Source organism: Microvirga arabica (assembly GCF_016811235.1).
Taxonomy (GTDB): domain Bacteria; phylum Pseudomonadota; class Alphaproteobacteria; order Rhizobiales; family Beijerinckiaceae; genus Microvirga; species Microvirga arabica.
Window position 1 is genome coordinate 1 of record NZ_JAFBID010000092.1, and the last position, 23,045, is coordinate 23,045.

Below are 23,045 nucleotides of genomic sequence, written 5' to 3' on the forward strand. Positions count from 1 at the left end.
CGCTCGATGACGTGCCTTGGCCGCAGCCGAAGGACGATGAGATCCTGGTGCGGGTTCACGCGGCGAGCGTGAACCCGGTCGACTACAAGATCCGAGGCGGATCCTATTCGGTGAAGGAGGATCAACTCCCGTACACCCTTGGTCGCGATCTGTCAGGCACGGTCGAGCTTCTGGGAACACGCGCTCATACCCTCAAGGCAGGCGATCCGATCTTTGCCTTCATCGGCATGGATCGGGGGACCTACGCAGAGTACGTCGTGGTCAAGGCGATGGAGATGGCGGCCAAACCTGACACGCTCGACCACGTGCAGGCGGCCGCGGCGCCGCTTGCAGGCCTCACGGCTTGGCAGGGATTGTTCGACCATGGCCATTTGCAGGCAGGGCAGCGTGTTCTCATCCATGGTGGAGCCGGGGGCGTGGGGCATCTGGCGGTGCAGTTCGCCAAGGCAAAGGGTGCCGTTGTTCTGACCACCGCGTCAGGGTCGGATCTTGAATTCGTGCGCGGGTTGGGAGCAGACGAAGTCATCGACTACGAGGCGGAGCGTTTCGAGGATCGCGTGAGCGATGTCGATCTGGTGTTTGATCTGGTTTCCGGGGACACGCAGGATCGCTCCTGGGGTGTTTTGAAGGAGGGCGGCATCCTGGTCTCGACGTTGGGCCAGCCCCCAGCCGAGAAAGCAGCCCAGCACAACGTCCAAGCCGCGGGTTATCGAGCCCAGCCGAACCCGGCGCAGCTGAGCGAGTTTGGACGGCTGATCGATGATGGTCAGGTGCGGGTTGTGGTCGACAGGATCTTCTCACTTACTGAAGCAGGGGCGGCCCAGGGCTACCTCAAGCAGGAACACGTCCGCGGGAAGGTTGTCCTGCGAGTCTCTGATGAGACCTGATGAGGCCCCTGAGGGTTGACGCTGGAATCCTCGGCAGCCAGGAACACGATAGAATGGAGCCAGCCTCCCATGCCTGACCTCTCCCGTGCCCGTGACCGCATGATCGACATCCAGATCGCAAAGCGTGGGATCCGTGACCCTCACATTCTGGATGCCATGCGCCAGGTACCGCGCGAGGCCTTTGTCGATTCAGGCTTCGAGGAGTTCGCCTATGAGGATGGGCCGCTGCCGATCGGTGAGGGCCAGACGGTCTCCCAGCCCTACATTGTGGCCCTGATGATCGAAGCCGCCGAGGTCAAGCCCAGTGAGCGTGTGCTCGAAGTGGGCGCAGGGTCGGGCTACGCCGCCGCCGTTATGAGCCGGGTTGCCGCGCGGGTCTATGCCATCGAGCGCCATCCGTCCCTCGGCGGGTCGGCTCAGGAGCGGTTCAGACGTCTGGGCTATGACAACATTGACCTGCGGATCGGGGATGGCACGCTCGGCTGGCCGGATGCTGCTCCCTTCGACGCCATCCTGGTGGCGGCTGGTGGACCGGAGGTGCCGCAGGCGCTCAAGGAGCAGCTTGCGATCGGCGGTCGGTTGGTGATTCCGATCGGTGGTGAAGAAAGAGCGCAGACCCTGCTCAAGGTGACGCGGACAAGTCAGACGGACTACGAGGAGGAGGATCTCGGCGGCGTCATGTTTGTGCCGCTGATTGGCGAGCAGGGCTGGACTGAGGATGGCCGGCGCTCCGCCTCCAATCACGTGCCCGGCCAGTCCCGTGGTCAGAGCCTGCCGGAGCTGATCGCGGAAGCGGCCGAACCCTTGCCCGATCTTGATGATCCTGCCTTCGGGCGGTTGTTCGACCGCTTTGCCGACCGGCGCGTTGTTCTGCTCGGAGAGGCCAGCCACGGCACATCCGAGTTCTACCGGGCGCGAGCCGCGATCACCCGCCACCTCATCCGAGAGCACGGCTTCACCATCGTGGCCGCTGAGGCGGATTGGCCTGATGCCGCAGTGGTGGACCGCTATGTGCGGCTTCGCCCCGGGCCGGACCGCGCCGAGCCGCCGTTCCAGCGCTTCCCCACCTGGATGTGGCGCAACACCGATATTGCGGACCTCATCGGCTGGATGCGCGAGCACAATGAGACCATTCCCGATCTCAGTGTCCGGGCAGGCTTCTACGGCCTCGACATCTACAACATGAGCGGCTCGATTGCCGCGGTGCTTGAATACCTCGACAGGACCGATCCCGAAGCTGCGGCCGTGGCACGCGAGCGCTACGGCTGCCTCACCCCTTGGCAGAAGAACCCGGCCACCTACGGGCGTGCGGTGCTGCGGGCCAGCTACGCCACATGCGAGCAGGCGGTGATCGACCAGTGCCGGGAGCTGCTGCAGCGGCGGCTGGACTATGCTGATCAGGACGGTGAGAGCTTCCTGGATGCGGCGCAGAATGCCCGGCTGATTGCCTCAGCCGAGCGCTACTACCGCATCATGTACTATGGGGGCGCGGAGTCCTGGAACCTGCGTGACACGCATATGTTCGAGACACTCGAACATCTGTTGGAGGCGAAGGGGCCCCAAGCAAAGGCGATCGTCTGGGCCCACAACTCCCATATTGGTGACGCCCGCCACACCGACATGGGCGTGGTGCGCGAGCAGCTCAACATCGGCCAGCTCTGTCGGGAGCGCTTCGGCGACGAGGCGGCCCTGATCGGCTTTGGCACGCATACCGGCACGGTTGCGGCGGCGTCGGATTGGGGCGGCGACATGGAGGTCAAACGTGTGCGGCCCTCCCACCGCGACAGCTACGAGCGGCTCTGCCATGATGCCGGTGTTTCCCGTTTCCTCCTGGATCTTCGCCCTGGCGAGCACGAGGTCCTGCGCCGCCGCCTTCTTGAGCCTCGGCTGGAGCGGTTCATCGGTGTGATCTACCGGCCCGAGACCGAGCTGTTGAGCCACTACTCCGATGCTTCTCTGCCGCAGCAGTTCAACGCCTATGTCTGGTTCGATGAGACATCGGCGGTGACGCCACTTGGGCCGGAGCATGCCAAAGCCGGCATGCCCGAGACTTACCCGTTCGGGCTCTAGTGCCATGCTCCGCCACGTCGACTATGTCCTGAACAAGCTCGACTGGATGCGAGAAGAGCGGATCTGGCCCAATGGGTTGCGTTATCTCTGGACTGACGCCTTTGGCCTCGTTCTTTATGTCTCACTCTACCATGAACTTGGTGAGGAGCGCTGGCTGGATGAAGCCGAACGGTTGGTCGCCGATGTCGAGCGGGTGCTCGGGCGTCCGCGCGGGCTTCGCATCGGCGAGGCGCCGGACCGGGACGGGCAATACTTCCACTATCTCGCTATGTGGCTGTTCGCACTGGCAAGGCTGGGCGATCTCAAGCCGGAGTACCGCCAGCGTGGCATCACCCTTGTGCGCGAGATCCACCCTGCGTTCGTGCGTCCCGGGCGGGGCGTCATCTGGAAGATGAAGGAGGATTTGAGTAAACCGTATCCGGGTTACGGCCTTGGGGCGATGGATGCCTATGACGGCTATGTCGCCTACCAGATGCTGGACCAAGAGGCGTTGGCGCCGGAGGTCGCGCAGATGCACGACCTGATGGAGCGGGACTGGCGCACCTTGGAGATCGATCAGGATCTGGGTCTCGGGATGATGCTGTGGCTGGCCCATTTCTTTCCCGACGAGCCGTGGGCCAAGGCGCAGACGAAGCGTGCGTTGGCAACGCTGGAGACGATGTGGATCGACCCACCGGGCTATTTCTGCCGAGCGCCGTGGTTGCGTGAGACGAAGTTCGCCTTTACCAACTACGGTGTCTCCTTGGGCCTGCAGGCAGCAGGCGTCTGGCCTGAGCGCGTCGAGCGCCTCAATGCCTTCTTCGCGGCTTGGCGCTCGGGGGATGAATACGACCGAGAGGCGATCACCTGGGTGATGGCGTGTACGTCCCATTTTCCGGGCGCATTCATCAGTCCAGCGGGAGGACCGCGTTGAGCTGAGGAATGCCCAAACGCGGAACTCATCCCCGATTATTCATAAGTTGGTGTTCGCTTGATCCTTCATGACTCCTCATCTGACTGTTGCCCACGATGGGTTACCCTGCGGACGCGAGCGTTGGTCGGGCTCCTGGCAGATCCTGTCAGCGAGCCGGGTAGGATCTGTCGCGCCGCGTCGGCCACGACCTCCGTCACGGCTCCCGCGGCTGTCTGGGCAAGATCCTTTGTGGCTGAGGCGGTCTCAGCTCCCGTCTTGACGATCGTTTCACCGGCCTCGGCCACCTGATCGGCACTCGGACGCTTCTTCATCAGGACAGATGCGACAGCGCCAGCGGCAGCCACGATGGCCTCCGACAGGATCTCCCGGCCGAGTTGCGAGTTCAGCAGTTCGTCCAGCAGACCTGATGTACGCACGGCCTTAGGCACCGTCACGCCAGCAATGGTCTTAGGGAGTTTAGCCTTCGACTTCTTGGCCATTGATGATTTCCAACAGGTGCTCAGATCATCAACAGAGGGTCATAGGGTGGGTTCCCTCTCCGGCGGAGTCCTGGCCTGGACGGCTGGATCAGAATGTTTTCGTCTGGTAACTCCGTCCGCGGTTCAGGATACGGTTGAGGATAGCGTTGCGACCGTGGAACCAGACCCCACGCGGAACATGATCGTACTCCTGCGACGTATGAGGCGTAGATCGCTCGTGGGGCGGACAGCGAAAGTGAGGCTTAAGGGGTTGGTATCCCCCTTACGTGATTTCTCGCGGATCGCTCTTCTGCCCTCCAACGTCACAGTTATCGCGCCGTATGATGCTGATCCGACCATCTCCCTCGATATAGGCCTTCTTGACCTGGTTCGGATCTTCGATGCCCTGCTGCCGCAACTGGCTCAGCAGTTCCTCCTTGGTAATCATCTCTTGGCGCATGTTGCGACGCAGGAGCTGACCATTCTTGATGAGCTGGAGTGGCGGCGGGCGTGTGAACCGTTGGATGAGCGGAATGTGGTAGCCCAGCCAATCCACCGCAAAGTTCCAGAAGACAATCGTAAGAACGAGAAGCGTGCCTTCCGTAATGGACTTGTACTCGTTCGCCATTGCGTTCTGAGCGGCATCCGCAATGAGAACGATAACCAGCAGGTCAGCAATCCCAATCACCCCTGATTGCCGCTTCATGAAAAAGCGGAGGATCGAGAACAGCACGATGTACATGATCGTGCCCCGTAGGAATATTTCAGTCAGCGAGTGCTCGGGGCTGAACATCGCTTGCCAATCGACAGACATGGTGTCCCCTTGAAGTAGACCTGAGGGGAGGGGAACGTAACCAACGCTGATGGTTTCCCACGAGGCCACCCTGATTGGAGTGCCCTATGTCTGACATTCCCTACCCTGATACGCCGCAACCGGACTTGCTGACGCCAGTCCCCGAGACAGAACCTGAGCCAGACAAGGAGCCCGACCTTCTGCCACCTGAGCCTTCTGAGCCGCCTGGCGATGATGTCCCGAAGGTGGGATAGAGCGGCTTGATCACGGCCGTCTCTGCCACTCAACCCTTTTCGGGACGGGCTCTCGGCTCGGCCTTGGCTTATCAGGCGGCTTGGCAGCGTGCGTAACAAAAGCATCGCTGAAGGGCCTGTGAGGGTTCCGACGTTTTATGCCGGTGGCCGCCGACCGCCAGGAGGATGCCGGCGACAGCCGGAATGTCCATCAAGGCACCTCAACGCGGGAAAGACCTCGCGAACAATCTGGTGGACCTTGTTGACTATGATGGTCAGGGCAGACATACCGAGCTCACGCATGAGGGGCGCTGGTTGCTTGATCTCAGGACTGCGGGAAGTGCGAGCTAGCGGGCCGGCAGGTGCGCACGTGTGTTGGCTCTCGCCATATCCGCTGCAAGAGCCGACCAGCCGCGCAGACCCTGCAAAGCCGTCTTGTAACTCTCGACGATGCGACTTGCGAGAGAGGACGTGCCCCCGAGCTCGACCATGAGTTCCGCCGATGCTGCCTGGGCCGCGTCCATGATGGAGCGCGGGAAGGCCTCCAGGGTGACCGGGTACTTGCCAAGGATCTCAGTCAAGGCCACCGCATTGGTCTGATAAGCCTCGGCAAGACCAAGAGCGTGCTCAGCCCTGCAAGCCTCTGCGATGATGCTGCGCAGGTCAGGAGTGAGACGGTCCCATGCAGGCAATGAGACCATGAGCTCGCTCGCGCCATTCGGCTTGTTGAAGCCAGGTGCATAATAGAAGGATGCGTATTTCGGCAGACCTGTTTCCAAGTCGGTTGCCGGGGCCAGGAACTCTGCGGCATCGATCGAGCCCTTCTCGAGCGCTGGGAGCAGGTCGCCGGCGGAGACTGCCATGGGCACGGCACCGAGCCTCGCATAGAGTTCTGCTCCAAGGCCCTGAACGCGCAGGCGCATGCCCCTGAGATCCTCGACCCCGTTCAGCTTGCGCCGGAACCACCCGCCCATCGAGGGACCGGTGTTGCCAGCGAGAAACGCACGAACCTCGTGAGGCTTGTAGAGTTCGTCCCAGAGCGCCTGCCCGTCGCGCAACTCGATCCAGGCCTGATGCTCGATAGGGCCAAGGCCAAAGGGGACACTGGTGAAGAACCCCGCTGCTGGGATCCTGCCCTGCCAATAGAGCGATGCCGTATGTCCCATCTCCACAGTGCCGTTGGAAACAGCATCAAGCACCGCAAAGGGCGGCACGATTTCGCCTGCTGCGAAGAGATCGACCTGAAGTCGCCCACCGCTCATGGCATTGATGCGCTCGACGATCCGGCGCGCGGAGATGCCTGGTCCGGTGCGGTCTTTGGGCCATGAGGTAACCATGCGCCAGCGCAGTGCCTGGGCCCGGGCAATGGTCGGTGCAGCGAGAGCTGCTGCTCCAGCCGCAAGCGCGGTGCGGCGGGAGAGCTTATGGCCAGTAGGCATGGAAATGATGCACGGGCCCATGCCCGTTCCCAATCAGGAGGGTATTGGAAGCGCCGATCGCGGCGCTGATGAAGCGCTTGCCCGCGGCAACAGCGTCCACCAGTGAAAGGCCTTTGGCGAGCCCGGCTGCAATGGCCGAAGACAAGGTGCAGCCGGTACCATGTGTGTTGCGCGTCTCGAGGCGGGCCGCCGTGAAGCGCCGCATGCCGTGAGAATCCATGAGGATGTCGGTGCTCTCCGTGCCCGTGCCGTGGCCGCCCTTCACCAGAACGGCCCTGGGGCCAAGCGCCAGGATACGCTCGGCCTGCCGGCACATGGTCTGCTCATCGCTAGCCAAAGGTTCGTCGAGGAGGGCGGCGGCTTCGGGAAGGTTGGGCGTGACGATCAGCGCCCTCGGGAGCAGCACCTGCCGTAAGGTCTCGATGGCCTGCGGGGCGAGCAGACGGTCGCCGCTCGCCGCCACCATCACGGGATCCAGCACGACCTGCGTGGCGCCATGGCGCTCCAGACCCTCGGCCACCGCTTCGATAACAGCGGGCTTAGACAACATACCAATCTTCACCGCCCTGACAGCAAGATCGGAAAAGACGCTGTCGATCTGCTGGGCAATGAAGGTAGGCGGCACGTCATGAATGCCCTGAACGCCAAGGGTGTTCTGAGCCGTGAGTGCCGTGATCACACTGGCGCCATAGACCCCGAGAGCCGAAAAGGTTTTGAGATCCGCCTGGATGCCGGCTCCGCCGCCCGAGTCCGAGCCGGCAATGGTAACTGCAATGGCCGTCATGTTCGGTCTCTCCGGGATGCCAGTGTCCAATCCACAATCTGCCGCAGCCGCTGAGCCTCACCCCGGGGGTCAGGAGCCGCGAACAGTGCCGAGATGACCGCAATCCCGTCGACACCTGCGGCGATGACAGCTTCTGCGTTCGAGGCGTCAATCCCCGCAATCGCACCAAGCGGGGCAGGGCTTGAAAGCCGCGCGCGCACTGCAATCCGGGCAAGCCCGTCCAGGCCAATGGGTGGAGGGGGGTTGTTCTTGCTCACGGTCGCAAAGACGCCGCCGATGCAACTGTAATCGACTGGTGTTCCTTGTATCGCATCAGCCTGCTCGGGCGTCTTGATCGTCAATCCGATGATCGCGCGTGGGCCAAGCAGAGCACGGGCATCGGCGGGATGCATGTCCTCCTGCCCGAGATGAACCCCGTCAGCTTCTGCGGCCGATGCGACATCGACACGGTCGTTGATCAGGAGTGGCACACCGGTTCCTTCAAGCGCCGCCTTCAGAGCACGAGCCAGTTCCACCAAGCGATGGCCCTCGGCATGTTTGTCCCTGTATTGGATGAGCGTTGCGCCACCAGCGACAGCTTGCCGGACGAGTGCAACAGGGTCGCGGCCGCCTGTTCGTTCCGGGTCGATGATGCCATAGAGCCTGAGATCGACAGGGTTCATGAGATCTTCCCATGGGCGACGAGGGTTGCGGGACTGAGGTTGAAAAGCGCGTCAAGGAAGGTGGTTTGAAACGTGCCCGGTCCGTTTGCACCACGGGCGGCGATCTCGCCCGCGATCCCGGTGACCAGCAGAGCCGCGGCCGCTGCTTCAAGCGGGTTGTCGTGCAGAGCCGTGAAGGCTGCGACGAGGGCAGTTCCGGCGCATCCCATGGCTGTCACGTAGCCCATCAGCGGATGACCGTTCTCAATGCGGATGAGGCGTGTGCCGTCGGTGATCAGATCCACCGCACCGGTCAGAGCCACGACTGTCGCGTGACTGTTTGCGAAGGCCTGAACGGAACCGGGTGTCGCATCCTCTCCGGCGAGGGCTGCAAACTCGCCTGCATTGCAGCGCAGGACACAAGGTCCGCCAGCAAGGCACGAGCGGGCGAACTCCAGACGGGGAGGGGAGGCCTCGACGAATACAGGATCGAGCACCCAAGGCGTGGCATGATCCCGGGCAGTCGCGATGGCCTGAGGAATTGCCTCGCGACGGTCACGGTCGAGGGTACCGAGATTGACAAGGAGCGCACCGGAGCGGCTTGTGAAGGCAGGAACTTCCTCCGGCGCGACGGTGAGGGATGGAATGCCGCCGGCGGCGAGCAGAAGATTGGCCGTGAAGGTCTGCGCCGCTGCATTCGTGATTGCATGCACGCGGATGCGCTCAGTACGAAGACGCTCAAGCAGGGAGCCGGCCAGTCCTGGAAGATCGATGGTGTCCCGTGAGGACGCTGGTGCGCTCGTCATCTCGCAATCCCTCCGCCGGTACGACCCGGATCAGGTTCGATGGGTTGGCCTCGAAAAGACCTCTCAGCCCGGACGGGCACCCCAAGGAGATACGGATCAGATAATCCGCCGGCCTTCGCAATGCAAGGACCGATCTCACCTGTTTGCTGAGTCAATTGACAGCGGCGAAGGTGTCGAACAGTATCGACGCTGTTCCGAGGGGAGTCCTGTGAGGGGCTGAGAGTCGGCTGATCCGCCGTGACCCTTGAACCTGATCCGGGTCATACCGGCGGAGGGACTGGAACTATCGAGCACGACAAGAATCCCTCAGCTCGCTTTGCCCGGATCTCCCTTTGTCACAGAGGAGAGATCCATTGACCGTCCACGTCGACAAGCCCAAAGGCCTTCCCCAATCCGTCACCACCGGTCCCATTCACGGCTCACGCAAGGTTTATGCCGCGCCGAAAGACCGGGCGGATATCCGCGTGCCGTTCCGGGAAATTGTTTTGACTGACGCTAATGAGCCGCCGGTCCGGGTCTATGATCCGTCCGGTCCGTACACGGAGACGGATGCCGCCATCGATCTTTGCCGGGGTCTGCCGCTCGTGCGCGAGGCGTGGATCGCGTCACGCGGATACGCATCCATCGAGGCAAGGCCCGTAATGCCGGAAGACAATGGGCATGTCTCCGCCGACAAGCTCGTCGCGCCATGCCCGGCGGACCGCGTGGTGCGCCAGGCCGCGCGGGACCAGATGGTGACGCAATATGAATTCGCGCGGGCCGGGATCGTCACGGAGGAGATGATCTACGTCGCGCACCGCGAGAACCTGTGCCGGGAGGCCATGCTGGCCCAAGCCGAAGCGAAGATCGCCGACGGTGAGAGCTTCGGGGCCGCCATCCCGTCCTTCATCACGCCGGAGTTCGTGCGCCAGGAAGTCGCCCGAGGCCGCGCCATCATCCCGGCCAACATCAACCATCCCGAACTTGAGCCCATGGCGATCGGGCGCAATTTCCTGGTCAAGATCAACGCCAATATCGGCAACTCGGCGGTGGTCTCGACAGCGGCAGACGAGGTGGAAAAGCTCGTCTGGGCGATCCGCTGGGGCGCCGACACGGTGATGGATCTGTCCACCGGCCGGAACATCCATAACATCCGCTCCTGGATCATGCGCAACTCGCCTGTCCCTATCGGCACGGTTCCAATCTACCAGGCACTGGAGAAGGTGGGCGGAGACCCGATTAAACTTGATTGGGAGGTGTTCAGGGACACGCTGATCGAACAGGCCGAGCAGGGGGTCGACTATTTTACGATCCATGCCGGCGTGCGTCTTCCCTTTGTGCCGCTGACAGCCAACCGTGTCACTGGCATCGTCTCCCGCGGCGGCTCAATCATGGCGCGCTGGTGCCTCGCGCATCACAAGGAGAGCTTCCTCTATGAGCGCTTCGACGAGATCTGCGACATCATGCGGGCCTATGACGTCTCGTTCTCGTTGGGCGACGGTCTGCGCCCCGGCTCGATTGCCGATGCCAACGATGCCGCACAGTTTGCAGAGCTCGAGACGCTGGGCGATCTCACGAAAGTCGCGTGGGATAAGGGCTGCCAGGTGATGATCGAGGGTCCCGGCCATGTGCCGATGCACAAGATCAAGCTGAACATGGACAAGCAGCTGCGCGAGTGCGGCGAGGCGCCGTTCTATACCCTCGGCCCGCTGACCACCGACATCGCACCCGGCTACGACCACATCACCTCCGGCATCGGGGCGGCGATGATCGGCTGGTTCGGCACCGCGATGCTCTGCTACGTGACGCCCAAGGAGCACCTCGGGCTCCCGAACCGGGATGATGTCAAGACAGGTGTCATCACCTACAAGATTGCCGCCCATGCGGCAGACCTTGCCAAGGGGCACCCTGCGGCACAGGTGAGGGACGATGCCCTGTCCCGGGCACGCTTCGACTTCCGCTGGGAGGACCAGTTCAACCTCTCTCTCGATCCGGACACGGCTCGCGCCTATCATGATGAGACCCTGCCGAAGGACGCACATAAGGTGGCGCACTTCTGCTCAATGTGCGGGCCGAAGTTCTGCTCGATGAAGATCACGCAGGATCTGCGGGCGGAGGTCGCGGCGATGAGCCCTGAGGCTCAGGAGCAACTGGCTGGCATGCGCACCAAGAGCCAAGAGTTCTTGGCTGGCGGCGGCAAGCTCTATGTCGACCAATCCTGAAGGTGTGCAGGTGACGGACACGGCCTCCTCGGGCCGTGCCCGCACAATGGCGCCAAGTCGACCGGGGGCCTCTCTCGTAGGTGCTCCGGACACCATGCTCTGAGGGGAGCGTGGTGAGGCAGGCACGCTCTCCTGAATGTCAGATCCTGATAGACTTGGCTGACAAGCTCCTTGTGACTGGCGGCAGACCACGAGCTCCTGAGAAGGCATCCTCAGCGGAGAATTAGGTGTTAAGAAGTGAGCGTTTCATGATGCAGGAAGATCTGCCCTACGAGTTCCGGCTCGAGGGACATGTCCCTCCCGATCCATTTCCTGCGGAGCATCGACCTTTTGCAGATTGCTCAGGTCCTTGCTGCGTCTGGCCGACTTCGACAGCGCACCGCTCGCAAGGAAGCCATTTCCTCGTCTTTCTCGGCCTCCCAAGGAGGTACAGGGATCAGAAAAAGCGGCATTCGGCAGCAAAGACCACCAAGCAACAGGTAAGTGCCTGGCCAAAGGGATATTTCCCGTTGGCCAGTGTGGAAGGATTCAGGGGCGGGATGGGTGGTCGGTTTGGCCATGGCGTTCCCCTTTGCTCAATTGCTCAGACAACCGCCACGGGATGCGTTGGCGGCTGATATTCATCCCTGAGCCTAGGCTCCCGCGCTATCAAGACGAGATCATGCCCCTGAGGCTGTGGCTCTTGGAGCTAGGCTTTCTTCGGAACATCGCGGTGCTGCATAGGTTGGGTTTATCCAGGGGGTCACGCGTCCCGCTCATCCGAGGGAGACAGACATGCACGTTCAACAGATGGTCGCGACACCTCCAGCCGACCGGCTCCTGCGCTGATGCATCCGGGATGTTTCGAGCGATCTGCACTGACGACGAAGCTACGCGATGGGGGCTCCACCGTTGAACGACCTCAACACCATCGCTGCCCTCCTTGGGGGAGCGATCCTGTTCCTAGGGCTCGGCTCCAAGTGGCTGTCCCGCAGCCCTCTTCCACCGACCCTGCTGGCCCTTGTCATCGGGGTGCTCGTCGGCCCTGAGGTCTTCAACCTCATCAACCCCGAGGAGATGGGGGACCGCCCCTCGTTGTTGGAGAAGGCCGCGCGCCTGACCCTTGGCATTGGTCTCGTGGGCGTGGCGCTGCGCATTCCGCGCGAGTACCCGCGGCGCAACTGGCGCGAGATGCTGGTACTGATCGGGCTCGGCATGGTCCTGATGTGGGCCATCAGCACAGCCTTGGTGTTCCTGATCCTGGGACTCCCGTTCTGGATGGCCGCCCTGATCGGCGCCATTATCACCCCCACCGACCCTGTTGCCGCAAGCCCGATCGTCACAGGCAAGGAGGCGGAGGAGAACATCCCCGAGCCCATCCGTCATGCGATCTCCTTCGAGTCCGGCGCCAACGACGGCTTGGGCTACCTCTTCGTGTTCCTGCCTGTAAATCAGCATCGAGTACAGCCCCTTAGGCCGTCTGCCGTTACTCACATGATGCTGCTAGCGAATTCCTAGCGTCAGCAGGGTCATTGTCGGCGCCGCCAATGACCCCACCAAATTCCTATTTGTGTCGCTAAACCGAGGCGTTGCGTCTCCGTTGCGAGGGGTTAAAGCTTCGGTGCCGTTTCACACATAATCTGCAGCTGTCACTCGCGGAGCAATGCGATCTGCTCGCCGCATGAGCTCTCCAGAAGTACCTGATCCTTTCTTGCCTCTGATCCGGATTTGCGACAGAACCAGCCAGAGTGGTATGGCAATCAGGAGGATCCTGCCCTGACGAAATGATCACGCCAAAAAGAACCCGGCGCGGGCCGGGTTCCCATCTCTGGTCAGTCACGAGCATCAAAAGGGCTTCTGATCGACGCCTGATGCCATGCCCCGCTCCTATAAGATCAACGCGCTTACATGCTCCTGCGCCGCCGGGAGAAGTACACGATGGCGGAAATGACGATGATGGCGAGCACAATGAGCCACCAGTAGTCCATGATCCCGCCATCGGCTGCTCCGGCGTCACCCGCCGGAGGAGCGCCAGGCGCAGGAGAAGGTGCGGGAGCCTGTGCCCAGACTGACGAGACAGACAGGAAGATAAAGCCGATCAATGCCGTGAGCTTGCTCATATGATGTCTCCGGTTGATGGAGGCCGAGCACAGGCGTTCCAATAACCGCCAAGCTGGTCTCGCGAGTGAACGTCCTCGGGATCCAGGTGTTCCTGCCGGAGATGTCCCTTAACCTCCATGCGCCTCCCATTCGCCCTCGGCTGCGCTGAGAAGCGTCTTTCGGAGCCGGACTAACGTCTCTGGATGGACGGGGATTCTAACGAACAGAATCCTCAGTATCGGGATCGCAAAGTAGAACTGCCTTACCTCTCTGTCTTGTGCTGTGAAGGACGGCACTATCGGCTTGACCGGGAGCAGCATCAGGCGCAGGTGCCATTCCCATTTGCAGCCAGCTTCGGCGAGTTGCAGACCCACTGGAGCCCTGAACGAAATGCCAAGCGACAGTCACAGTCGATGGACCACGCCGTTGCCGGCCCACGCGGACGTCTGATCGCTTGATCGCCTCACCCGCCATTGACCCGCGACAGCTAAGAGCTGACCGCCCTTGGCCCTTCTTTATTGAGTGATCATGTTTGCCGCGTTGTGAATTCGGGCAACGATCCGACGTATAGAACAGGCGGGATTAATCGTTTGTCTGCGCCTGACCGGCAGCAGACGATTGGGTTCCATTCCTGGTATTGCTTTGCAGACGACCGCGGAGTTCCTCCGCCTGCTTCTGCAGTTCCTCCTGCATTTTCCTCTGCTGCTCTACCAGCACCTGCGGATCAAGAGGCGGTCCGTCAAAGGCCTTCCCGAAGCCGTCCGTCGGTACGGCAAACGTCACCACGCTGCCGGCCTGGTTCCGGGCGCTGACATTCAGCGTTGTGCCCTTCTTCAAGGCGGCGGCAAAGCTATCCTTCACCGAGGCCTCGGCAAAGCAGCCGTGCGGAAGGCAAGACGTGTAGCGGCCGCCAACCGGCCGGCCCTTGTCCAGCGTGATCCGAACGCCAGGAGGAACAAGGGAACCAAGCGGTGTCAGAAGTCGCAAGGTTCTTTGAGCTTTCTTGCCCTTGACGTCATAAACAGCCACGGCGAAGACGCGCTGTCCCTTGTCAGTGATGAAGTCGCGTGTGGTGTAGCAGATCTCGGTCTTTGACCCCTCATTCTTCTCGCAGACTTTGGTCCAATCCGGCTGGGCGGGCTCCGGTTTGAGCTGTACGATCACAGGCCCACCATTCGGGGATTGAGCCTGCTGACTTTGAAGTGCAGACTGCTTGGGCTTTGAGCCTTGCCCGGCCCCTTGCGACAGACTAGGCGAGGAACTAAGCGCCAGCACCAGTGCGGCTACAGAGCCGGCAAGGCGGGAGGTGAATGGCATCTCGAACTCTCCTCTCGATGCAATATGGTGACCTCAATCCCCTAAGAGGGAGCGGATTACTCCAAGGTGGCGGTCTTGTTCGAAGCTGTGAGCTGACGCAGCGTTGCTGGATCCAGCTCACTGGTCACCCGCAACCCACGATCGTGCTGAAAGTCTTCAATCGCCTGACGTGTGCCCGGTCCTACGATCCCGTCGAGAGCGAGAGGGCCATAGCCGAGTTTCGTCAGAGCCCGCTGCGCGGTGACAATGCTCGCGTGCTCAGCTTCCTCTCCCGCAGTTTGGGATCGGTGTGAGTGGGCACCTGCCGCATCCTGCTCTGCCCGCAGACGGGTCAGGTCTGCCTGGATCTGGTCTCGCGCCTTGATCAAGCCTTCCTGTTCCTGCTGCAGCGCCGCGACCTCTGACCTGAGCTTCTCAAGGGTTCCGACAGCGGTGTCCCTCTGGGCGCGCTCGTTGAGTAGTTCCATTTGCCTCTGATGCAAGCTGGAGACCTGTGCGCGCAGGTGCTCCTCGAACTCGGCCGCTGAGCGCTGCGACACGAACAGCAGTCCCCATCCGGCGACTGCAACGAGAACCAAGATGGTGGGAAGCGCGAGACGGTTTGCAGGGCGTGCCTCCAGATGGCTTGGCATATCAGTTCCTCTCAGAATGCTTAGAGGTTCGGGATAGTCTATGATCCTTGATGTATCGAATCAAACGCGGTTATCGTCAGAACGAAGTCAGACCGTAGCCCATTGCGGAGCCTAGGATCATAACGGTGAAGTCACTCGGCCTTCTTTACGGAATTGAACAGGTGTGAACGGGCGCGTCCGACAAGCTCATCCGGGTAGATACCCCAGAGCTTTACCTGGCGAACGTAACCGTGCAAGTTGTGCTCCGGCACATCAACGGAACACCATGTGCGGTCACAGCGCTTCACACGCACGAGGACCCGTGGCTGGAGGCGCGCGACGACAGTGGCTCGCTCACTCGGGCGCGTTCGCAGATTGATGCTGAGCGCACTCCATGGGGCTGCGAGAGCCGTTCTCCTTGCGGAGAGGAGTGCCGCGTGGACCCAGCCGTCAGCGCTGTCGCTGCCTCTGATGCGACGCCAGTTGCCGAATTGCGCAATGATCTCGACGGGCAAGCCCTTCCGTTGATAGATCCAGCGGATCAGATACTGCGTGCCGGGTCCCACCCGCACATTGATCTTCTGTTGCTTGAGCGATGCAAAGCGCGGAAGCGTCGGCTGGGTGGCATTGCTGGACTTGGCATAGGTACCTAGAACTGCAGCACCCAACAAGCCGAAGAGAATAACCGGTACGACCCGCATGCGGGCAGCGGACATGCTCACCGGCATCCCTGACGGGCCTTCCTCATGACGGCGGTGAAGCCCCTGAGAGGGAAGCTGTAGGCTGTCTTGTTGCCGCGCTGTGAGACCGCTTCAACGATCGCCATACGTCCCTTCTCGAGAGCGCGGGCGAACTCGGCCTCGCGCTCGGTACGACGCAGCCAGGCATAGTTGCCGCGTGGGATCAGGGTGAAGCGTTTGCCGTCGACCGCAATGCTGATCGCCGTTGGCGCGAACTCATAGCCGACCTGGAGGCTGGCCTCGGTGCGGACCTTGCCGCTCTTGAGCCGGCGGACGAACAGGCTCACGCGTCCATGATCGAGGTGCTCCGGCTTCTTCGATATAGCGCCGGAGTACACATAGCAGATCGCCGACTTGCTCCCGTACACCTTCCAGGCGCTCCAGCTGTTGCTCGATCCGATCATTCGCGGTGCCTGTGCAAGAGCACAGGTGCTTGAGAGAACGACGAATGCGACAGCCGTGCTTAGAACCTTCATCTACTGGATACTCGCCTTGGGGGTTGAGGAGCCCGCAACCTTCCAAGGCGAGGTTACCTGAAGGTTAACCGCGTCGCGCCGGCCGCATGCGCGATCGCAGCCGACCACGGTTCCGGCAAATTGAGCAAGGGCTTACTGAGAGTTCACGAACGTGTGAGCTCGGTATCGGCGGTATGTGCCCAGGAGCCTTTCAGATCCCCCTTTCTGCCTCTGCGGCTACCCTTGATCGCGGAAGCTACTCGACCCGCTCATTCTGTGCGGCCACGACTTTTGCTGATCTCATCAGTGATTGCAGCGTCAGGCCATGAAGCTCGCCAGTAACGGTCAGTCCAACCACGCGCTGATACTCCTCGATGGCTTGCTTTGTGGTCGGCCCCATAACCCCGTCAACTTCGAGGTCCCCAAACCCGAGCTGAGTCAGAGCCTCCTGGGCAACAAGGATGTCCTGCTTTGTGGGTCTTGGCGTAATGCCGCGCAGGGCTGGCGCACTTGCAAGCGCCGGAGGCGCATGGAGCTTCTGGAGCGATGCCAACTGTTCCTGTGCCGTCGCGAGGCCCGCTTCAGCCTCCTTGTGCCTCGCAGTGAGGCGCTCGATTTCGCTTCTTGCTGACGCGAGTTGCTCATTCAGCCTCGTGATCCCGCGTGCTCCCTCCTCTGCTCTCCGGCGCTGCGACAGAAACTGCGCTTGATAATCCTGAAGTGCGGCCGTTTGTCCGTTGAGCTGTTGTTTGAGCTGCATGGATGAGAGAGCTGAATACGCATAGGCGCCCCAGCCAGCGACGGCAGCCACAGCGATGCCGGCGAGCATAAGACGGTTGGCGGAGGTGCCTTTTCTTTCCTGCGTTCGAGTCACAATGATACTTTCAACGTTGGTGTGGTAATGCCGGCTCAGGTTTCGAGGCCAAGGTGAACAAGAACGTGGTCAAAGAATGACTACGCTCGACTTTTTCAGAAGATCATCCAGCCCGTCCAAGCCTCATTCCACACGCAGCGCCAACGTTATGTTGTAGTTTCAACCAAGGGCTTGAAGCGCATTAGCGAATACTGCTTTTTTGAGATTGGTGGACAGGTGATCTCATTGGCGGCTAGCATCGATAGACCGGACCAGAGATGGAATGGCTCATGTACAGACTTGAGGGTCAGGAGCTCGCGCTATTGACCCTTCCTTTTGCTGAGGGTCTTGAACAGAGCGGCCAATGATCAGATCGCTGCCAGCGATCCGCCTCACCATGAGCAGAGTAGTAGCTGTTCTGTGATTAGACTCCGGCCGCAGTCTCAGTATCGTACGTTCCAGGTGTGGGTTCCTTCCACTCCTTGACCTTCAAAGTGACCGCTGACGGAAAGAGCTTGAGGCGAGCTCCCCTCAGGCTCTTTTCCCGTCCAAGACCAGAGTCCTCAAGATTGGCTACCCAGGTTGTATGCTACAGGGGATACCTTTCGTCACAGTCCCTGAGATCAACCGGTCACATTAGTCGGAACACAGCCTTTCGCCTCGCGTTGCGCTCCCATGCAAGACATCACAGTGACAATATCAAGCGCCTTGGCGCAGTGGCAGGCTTTGTGGCCAGACTGGCTGACTGGCTTCGCAGTCATTGGAGTGCTGGCCTTCCTGTTGCTGTTCCTTCATTCACTTGTCTTGAGTGCCCTGCGTCTGGTCCTGCGAGGAAGGCTTGCCGAATTCGGTAGTAAGTTGCTGAAGAGGATAGGTCCGCCGACAAGGCTTGGGGTGCTCGTGGTGGGCCTTGGAGTTGCCTTGCAGGGGTTGCCTGAGCGGGTGGTAGGCCATAGCCTGATCGAGTGGAGCTTGCTCTTCGGCTTCATCGTGTTCCTGGGCTGGAGCGCCATCACCATCGTCAACACAGCCTCGGAGTACTACCTGCGGCACGCGCTGAAGGGCTCCGAAGATAGTATGCTGAGCCGCAAGATCCTGACCCAGGTGCGTCTGCTGCGTAGGACAGTCGTCTTCGGCCTCGGCTTTCTGACGCTGGCGGCCATCCTGATGACGATCCCTGCCGTGCGACAGTACGGGGTCAGCCTTTTCGCCTCGGCAGGCGTGGCGGGTCTCGCGGTCGGCTTGGCCGCGCGGCCCGTGTTGTCCAACCTCATTGCAGGCGTCCAGCTCGCGGTCACACAGCCCGTCCGGCTTGGCGACGAGGTGCTGGTCGAGGGCGAGTTCGGGACCGTCGAAGAGATCCAGACCACCTATGTGGTGATCAGATTGTGGGATTTGCGGCGCATGGTTGTTCCGCTTTCCTACTTCATGGAGAAACCATTCCAGAACTGGACCCGGCAAACGACTTCGATCATCGGGGCTGTTCACTGGTATCTGGACTACGCCACTCCGGTCGAGGCGGTGCGAGCCAGGTTTATGGAACTGCTGAAGGAATCGAAGCTTTGGAATGGCGACGTTGCAGCCCTTCAAGTGACCGACACCAAGGAGGGCACTGTTGAAGTGCGCGGTCTGATGAGCGCCGCATCCTCAGGGGCGGCCTTCGACCTGCGCTGCGAGGTTCGCGAGAAGCTGATTGCATGGCTACAGGAAACCTACCCGCATGCTCTGCCCAGAGGCAGGATAGAGGTCGAGAATTTCCCGGCCTCTCTTCGCGCAGATGTGACCAGAAGGCATCATTGACGTTGCCGACTGGTAAGCATTCCACCGGAGAGGCGATTTGAAACAATGCTTGAGGAATTGGGTTCTGTCGCAAATCCGGATCAGAGGCAAGAAAGGATCAGGTACTTCTGGAGAGCTCATGCGGCGAGCAGATCGCATTGCTCCGCGAGTGACAGCTGCAGATTATGGGCATACTTCGCCTGTCGTTTCCGCATCATGTGAATAAGAGCACCGGACTGGAAATCCGACTCTCAGGGTTTTGGCCTGGTGCGATCTGTGATTCACTCTGTGGAACGGGAGGTGGATCATGGGACCCTGCTATTCTCTCGATCTTCGGGTGCGCGTCGCCGACTTTGTCGAGGCGGGCCATTCCTGCCGGGCGGCCGCCGAGCACTTTGACGTCAGCGAGAGTTTCGCCATCAAGCTCGTGCGGCGAATGCGGGACACCGGCTCGCCGGCACCGGCCCGGCAAGGCCGTCCGCCGGGCGGCGGCAAGCTGGTGCCCTATGAGGCTTTCCTGATCCAGACCGTCGAGGCGACGCCTGCCATCACCATGCCCGAGCTCGCCGCAAGGCTGCTGGACGAGCACGAGATCGTCGCGGCTCCCGCGATGCTCTCGCGCTTCCTGTGCCGGCGCGGCTTCAGCTATAAAAAAGCCCTGATGGCGGCGGAGTGCGCACGCGCCGACGTGCGGGATGAGCGCCGGGTCTGGCATACCCAGCGTCAGCCCTGCATGCGCCAGGAGCCGCACCGGCTGGTGTTTCTCGATGAGACGTACGTCAACACCAAGACCACCCGCCTGCACGGCCGCTCGCGCAAGGGCCAGCCGCTGCGCATGAGCGCTCCCTTTGGACACTGGACAACCCACACTTTTATCGCAGGGCTGCGGTGCAGCGAGTTGAGCGCCCCGTGGGTGATTGATGGCCCGATCACCCGGTCCGCGTTCGACACTTACATTGAGACGCAACTGGCACCGACGCTCAGAGACGGAGACGTCGTGATCCTCGACAACCTGGCGGTCCACAAGAGCGAAAGGGCTGCGCAGTGCCTGAAGCAACGCGGCGCCTGGTTCCTGTTTCTGCCTCCGTACAGTCCAGACATGAACCCGATTGAACAGGCCTTCGCCAAGATTAAGGCACACCTGCGCAAGGCCGAAGCCCGCACCTTTGACGCGCTCTGGCGCGCCCTCGGCGACATCTGCGATTTGTTTGAGCCGCAAGAATGTTGGACCTTCCTCAAGGCCGCCGGCTATGCGTCCGTTTCACCGTCCGATGCTCTAGCGCATTCGCAACGCAGCTACATGATCGGAAGCATGCGTTCTTTGCAGCCCTTTCATGAGGCATGTTGCGTTGCAAACAGGCGGGATGCGGCCGATATCAGCAGCGGCTGATTTCAACGCGGCATCGCATTCTTCCTCCCGGCGCTGTCGTATCGGCCGTTCCCTCTGGAAGGTTTTGACTGATTTGTCGGACCTTAACTTTGCCGGGCTTCGCGCCCGGCTTTTTCTTGTCTGGTCCATGCCGGCCGATGATGCGTCTTAACAATAAGCCGGTTGAAAAGCTTTTCGACTTTAGGCGTGGGATCTGCTGACCTGCGTGACAAGTCGTGGCCGCCAACAAGGCGGCCTTGGCGCTCACAATACGCGGCACGCATCGTCAGACAATTCCTGATGAATGCCGCTGTTTGCGGCAGCAGCAGGCCAGCTCGATCTCGCCCTTTGCCTCTGCCCCACGAGCAGAACATTGCTCTGTCCTGCATGGGCTGATCAAGCGCCATTGCAGCTCGTCCACTCAGCGGATCAGGATGCGGGACGCTCTGCGCTCGACTACAACAGGCTGCCGGCCCGCGGCAAACCGCGCTTGAGCCGGTGGACGGATAGAAATGCGCGGCTTGGTGATTGCCACCTTCAGGATCGCGGCTCTGACGTCCACCTCTGATAGGCCCATCAGCCTAGCGGCAATCTCTACCTGATCATCAATGTTATCGGTCAGCCCCTGCGCAGCATAGATCGCCTCCTCCAGAGTAGGCGGTTCGATGCGGAGCGAGGTTCGAACGCTGGATGGCTTCTTCTTAGGTGTAGGCATCAATCAGGATTCTAACAAAGATTCAGAGCGTTGCTGAAGTGGGAAGGCTTGCGCTTAAAACGGCGAACGCCCGCCGGAGGGCGGGCGAGAGCTTGATCCTGAGCCGTGCGTTACGCAAAGGCGGACTTGCGGGCCACGGCGGCGATGTCAAAGCGGGCGATGCCGAGATCGGCCAGCTCACGGTCGGAGAGTTCCGACAACTCATTCACGGTCTGACGGTAGAGTTTGTAGGCGCGGATCTTGGACAGGATGTAGGTGACGAACATGGAGGTTTCCCAGTAGGTGGCTGGTCACCGTGACCAGCGATCTTTGCTCTTGTTGCAGAGCGGCATATAGGGATGCGCAGGCATCCTGAGGAGCGGGAATTCCTGAGAGCAGTTATGCTTTAGTAGCATAACGATGGGTTCAGCCGCAATGAGGAGGCCAAGGAGGAGTTTGACAGCCTCGGCATCAAGGATGCTGTTATCCGCGAGCTGGCACGGGCTCTGCAGCCACGACAGCACGGATGAGCGGGATCATCTGTGTTCTGCCCAAAAGCCGGATCCGCCGCGGGAACCCTAGCGGCACTATCGGGTTTCCAGCTGGGCAGTATGCCTCGTAGCCAAACATTGTCTCTAACCTGATCCGTCGAATAGTGCCCAGATGAAGCGACTTGTCTCTCACCGGCCGCAGGCGATCGATCTGTGGCTGACGGCCACGGCGGCGGCAGCGATTGCCGTCATCAGCCTGTGCGCTCAACAGCCTTGTGACACGGCGACCCCCGAAATCCTGAGTGTCTCGATCAAGCTGTTGATAGCTTAAGAAATCGTGGAACTCTCCCGATCCCTCATCGTGTTGCTCTCTGGTCCAGTACCGGATGTCAGAGCCATGCCTGAGATCAACGAGCCGCTACCGCAGACCCGAACCACGCTGTTCAAGCTGCAAGCGCGGCAATGCCGCTTCATCGTCTCGGACGAGCAGTCCAAAGCACTCTTCTGCGGAAGCAAGACACAGGAGGGCTCAAGTTGGTGTCCTTGGCACAGGCGCCTGGTCTACGCGCGGCCACCCATGGCCGGATCCAGTGCCGGAAAACGCCCTGCGTAAGAACCGGAGACTGCCATTCCTCAGTAGATCAGCGCTTCAGAGAGTGTTCCTGCTGGGAGAACAGCCCGAAGCTGCGGAAGTCGCCATCGGCAGCTGCATTGCCAGCTTAAGCCCGTTGGCTCTGCATTGACTTGGCTTGCATGTTGATCATGCGTTACGTGCATGGGCCCGTTGAAGAAATTTCATTTCAAAACTCTGGCTAGTTTGATAATCCCGTTGCGGCGCGCCGCATCTCTACCCTGCGGCGTCGTTCCCTTCAGAGGGAGAGTCCTCTGTAACTCAGGTCGCTGATGACAGCGGCCTTTTTCTTGACCTCGAGACCAGCCCAGAGAGCCGTGATGACGGGCAAGACCATCACCCGGGCGGATCTCACCCAAGCGGTTTACGAGAAGGTCGGCGTCTCACAGGCGGAGTCGGCTCGTCTGGTCGAGCAGGTTCTTCGAGAGGTGAGCATCACCCTTGTGTCAGAGGAGAAGGTGAAGCTGTCGGGCTTCGGCATCTTCAGCGTGCGCCAGAAGGGCAGGAGGATCGGACGCAATCCCAAAACCAACGTGGAAGTGCCCATCGAGCCCTGTCACTCGCTGACGTTCGCCGCCTCGCCACTTCTGCGGACCCGCATCAACAACGGCATATCCAAGCTCCGCTCAAGGCGGAGCCGTAAAGAGCCTCATGTGCCGGCCGTCTCACGAGCGGAGTGAGAACCATGTCTGATTTTTACCGGATCAAGCGCCTTCCGCCTTATGTCTTCGAGCAGGTCAACCGGATCAAGGCCGCGGCCCGGGCCAACGGGGCGGACATTATCGACCTCGGCATGGGCAA

At 61.0% G+C, this 23,045-nt stretch carries 22 protein-coding genes, 2 pseudogenes and 2 riboswitches; of the genes and pseudogenes, 9 read left to right on the forward strand and 15 right to left on the reverse strand.

What is annotated here, in order from left to right; translation table 11 throughout:
- From JQC81_RS27900 to JQC81_RS27910, 3 genes are all read left to right on the forward strand, one after another.
- Positions 1 to 887, forward strand: an 887-nt coding sequence (locus JQC81_RS27900) for an NADP-dependent oxidoreductase (RefSeq protein ID WP_203275054.1), incomplete at its 5' end; no start/stop codon positions are given.
- Between the two features lie 69 nt (positions 888 to 956).
- The gene (locus JQC81_RS27905) at positions 957 to 2,957 is read left to right on the forward strand and encodes a protein-L-isoaspartate(D-aspartate) O-methyltransferase (RefSeq protein WP_203275055.1); all 2,001 of its coding nucleotides are present in this window, start codon (positions 957 to 959) and stop codon (positions 2,955 to 2,957) included.
- A 4-nt stretch (positions 2,958 to 2,961) separates the two neighbouring features.
- Positions 2,962 to 3,870, forward strand: a complete 909-nt coding sequence (locus JQC81_RS27910; protein ID WP_203275056.1) for a hypothetical protein — start codon at positions 2,962 to 2,964, stop codon at positions 3,868 to 3,870.
- A gap of 65 nt (positions 3,871 to 3,935) precedes the next feature.
- On the opposite strand, the gene JQC81_RS27915 is transcribed toward JQC81_RS27910, so the two are convergent.
- The 6 genes from JQC81_RS27915 to thiM form a co-directional block, all read right to left on the reverse strand.
- Positions 3,936 to 4,349 (reverse strand): hypothetical protein, encoded by a 414-nt coding sequence (locus JQC81_RS27915; protein ID WP_203275057.1) that lies wholly within the window; start codon positions 4,347 to 4,349, stop codon positions 3,936 to 3,938.
- 262 nt (positions 4,350 to 4,611) lie between these two features.
- Positions 4,612 to 5,211: a DUF421 domain-containing protein gene (locus JQC81_RS27920; protein WP_312887598.1), complete on the reverse strand. Its 600-nt coding sequence runs from the start codon at positions 5,209 to 5,211 to the stop codon at positions 4,612 to 4,614.
- A gap of 490 nt (positions 5,212 to 5,701) precedes the next feature.
- Positions 5,702 to 6,793, reverse strand: coding sequence for a TRAP transporter substrate-binding protein (locus JQC81_RS27925; RefSeq protein ID WP_246520711.1), 1,092 nt, complete (start codon positions 6,791 to 6,793; stop codon positions 5,702 to 5,704).
- The gene (gene thiD / locus JQC81_RS27930; protein WP_203275058.1) at positions 6,777 to 7,577 is read right to left on the reverse strand and encodes a bifunctional hydroxymethylpyrimidine kinase/phosphomethylpyrimidine kinase; all 801 of its coding nucleotides are present in this window, start codon (positions 7,575 to 7,577) and stop codon (positions 6,777 to 6,779) included. The genes JQC81_RS27925 and thiD overlap by 17 nt, the downstream gene beginning before the upstream one ends.
- Positions 7,574 to 8,239 (reverse strand): thiamine phosphate synthase, encoded by a 666-nt coding sequence (gene thiE, locus JQC81_RS27935; RefSeq protein WP_203275059.1) that lies wholly within the window; start codon positions 8,237 to 8,239, stop codon positions 7,574 to 7,576. Before thiE ends, thiD begins: the two co-directional genes overlap by 4 nt.
- Positions 8,236 to 9,024, reverse strand: coding sequence for a hydroxyethylthiazole kinase (gene thiM / locus JQC81_RS27940; RefSeq protein ID WP_203275060.1), 789 nt, complete (start codon positions 9,022 to 9,024; stop codon positions 8,236 to 8,238). Before thiM ends, thiE begins: the two co-directional genes overlap by 4 nt.
- Positions 9,015 to 9,118: riboswitch (TPP riboswitch) on the reverse strand. (Overlaps the previous gene by 10 nt.)
- A 93-nt stretch (positions 9,119 to 9,211) precedes the next feature.
- Positions 9,212 to 9,319: riboswitch (TPP riboswitch) on the forward strand.
- A gap of 58 nt (positions 9,320 to 9,377) precedes the next feature.
- On the opposite strand from thiM, the gene thiC reads away from it, so the two are divergent.
- Positions 9,378 to 11,225 (forward strand): phosphomethylpyrimidine synthase ThiC, encoded by a 1,848-nt coding sequence (thiC, locus tag JQC81_RS27945; RefSeq protein ID WP_210347297.1) that lies wholly within the window; start codon positions 9,378 to 9,380, stop codon positions 11,223 to 11,225.
- Positions 11,226 to 12,101: 876 nt separating this feature from the next.
- On the forward strand, positions 12,102 to 12,722 hold the full coding sequence (locus JQC81_RS27950; protein ID WP_203275061.1) for a cation:proton antiporter domain-containing protein: 621 nt from the start codon (positions 12,102 to 12,104) through the stop codon (positions 12,720 to 12,722).
- Between the two features lie 386 nt (positions 12,723 to 13,108).
- On the opposite strand, the gene JQC81_RS27955 is transcribed toward JQC81_RS27950, so the two are convergent.
- The 6 genes from JQC81_RS27955 to JQC81_RS27980 all read right to left on the reverse strand — a co-directional run bounded on the left by JQC81_RS27955 (position 13,109) and on the right by JQC81_RS27980 (position 17,301).
- Positions 13,109 to 13,324: a hypothetical protein gene (locus tag JQC81_RS27955; protein ID WP_203275062.1), complete on the reverse strand. Its 216-nt coding sequence runs from the start codon at positions 13,322 to 13,324 to the stop codon at positions 13,109 to 13,111.
- A gap of 562 nt (positions 13,325 to 13,886) precedes the next feature.
- Positions 13,887 to 14,621 carry an invasion associated locus B family protein gene (locus JQC81_RS27960; protein WP_203275063.1) on the reverse strand — a complete coding sequence of 245 codons (735 nt, stop codon included), beginning with the start codon at positions 14,619 to 14,621 and terminating at the stop codon, positions 13,887 to 13,889.
- 56 nt (positions 14,622 to 14,677) lie between these two features.
- Positions 14,678 to 15,253, reverse strand: a complete 576-nt coding sequence (locus JQC81_RS27965) for a peptidoglycan-binding domain-containing protein (RefSeq protein ID WP_203275064.1) — start codon at positions 15,251 to 15,253, stop codon at positions 14,678 to 14,680.
- A 131-nt stretch (positions 15,254 to 15,384) separates the two neighbouring features.
- Positions 15,385 to 15,948 carry an SH3 domain-containing protein gene (locus JQC81_RS27970; RefSeq protein WP_203275065.1) on the reverse strand — a complete coding sequence of 188 codons (564 nt, stop codon included), beginning with the start codon at positions 15,946 to 15,948 and terminating at the stop codon, positions 15,385 to 15,387.
- 2 nt (positions 15,949 to 15,950) lie between these two features.
- Positions 15,951 to 16,376, reverse strand: a complete 426-nt coding sequence (locus JQC81_RS27975) for an invasion associated locus B family protein (RefSeq protein ID WP_203275066.1) — start codon at positions 16,374 to 16,376, stop codon at positions 15,951 to 15,953.
- A gap of 307 nt (positions 16,377 to 16,683) precedes the next feature.
- The gene (locus JQC81_RS27980) at positions 16,684 to 17,301 is read right to left on the reverse strand and encodes a peptidoglycan-binding domain-containing protein (RefSeq protein WP_203275067.1); all 618 of its coding nucleotides are present in this window, start codon (positions 17,299 to 17,301) and stop codon (positions 16,684 to 16,686) included.
- Between the two features lie 900 nt (positions 17,302 to 18,201).
- Between JQC81_RS27980 and JQC81_RS27985 the strand changes: the two genes are divergently transcribed.
- Entirely contained in the window at positions 18,202 to 19,080 is an 879-nt protein-coding gene (locus tag JQC81_RS27985) for a mechanosensitive ion channel family protein (protein ID WP_246520712.1), read from the forward strand.
- 116 nt (positions 19,081 to 19,196) lie between these two features.
- Here JQC81_RS27985 and JQC81_RS27990 read toward each other — a convergent pair.
- Positions 19,197 to 19,286 (reverse strand): annotated as a pseudogene (locus tag JQC81_RS27990) (IS6 family transposase); the annotation flags it as partial.
- Positions 19,287 to 19,366: 80 nt separating this feature from the next.
- On the opposite strand from JQC81_RS27990, the pseudogene JQC81_RS27995 reads away from it, so the two are divergent.
- Positions 19,367 to 20,317: pseudogene (locus JQC81_RS27995) on the forward strand (IS630 family transposase); the annotation flags it as partial.
- A 532-nt stretch (positions 20,318 to 20,849) separates the two neighbouring features.
- Here the strand turns inward: JQC81_RS27995 and JQC81_RS28000 are convergent.
- Together JQC81_RS28000 and JQC81_RS28005 are read right to left on the reverse strand one after the other, a co-directional pair.
- Positions 20,850 to 21,143 carry a hypothetical protein gene (locus JQC81_RS28000; protein ID WP_203275069.1) on the reverse strand — a complete coding sequence of 98 codons (294 nt, stop codon included), beginning with the start codon at positions 21,141 to 21,143 and terminating at the stop codon, positions 20,850 to 20,852.
- A gap of 110 nt (positions 21,144 to 21,253) precedes the next feature.
- Positions 21,254 to 21,409, reverse strand: a complete 156-nt coding sequence (locus JQC81_RS28005) for a DUF1127 domain-containing protein (protein WP_203275070.1) — start codon at positions 21,407 to 21,409, stop codon at positions 21,254 to 21,256.
- 601 nt (positions 21,410 to 22,010) lie between these two features.
- Here JQC81_RS28005 and JQC81_RS34530 point away from each other — a divergent pair.
- Positions 22,011 to 22,226, forward strand: a complete 216-nt coding sequence (locus tag JQC81_RS34530; RefSeq protein ID WP_203275071.1) for a GcrA family cell cycle regulator — start codon at positions 22,011 to 22,013, stop codon at positions 22,224 to 22,226.
- Positions 22,227 to 22,564: 338 nt separating this feature from the next.
- Complete coding sequence (locus JQC81_RS28015; protein WP_203275072.1) at positions 22,565 to 22,924, forward strand: HU family DNA-binding protein; 360 nt, start codon at positions 22,565 to 22,567, stop codon at positions 22,922 to 22,924.
- The last annotated feature ends 121 nt before the right edge of the window (positions 22,925 to 23,045 follow it).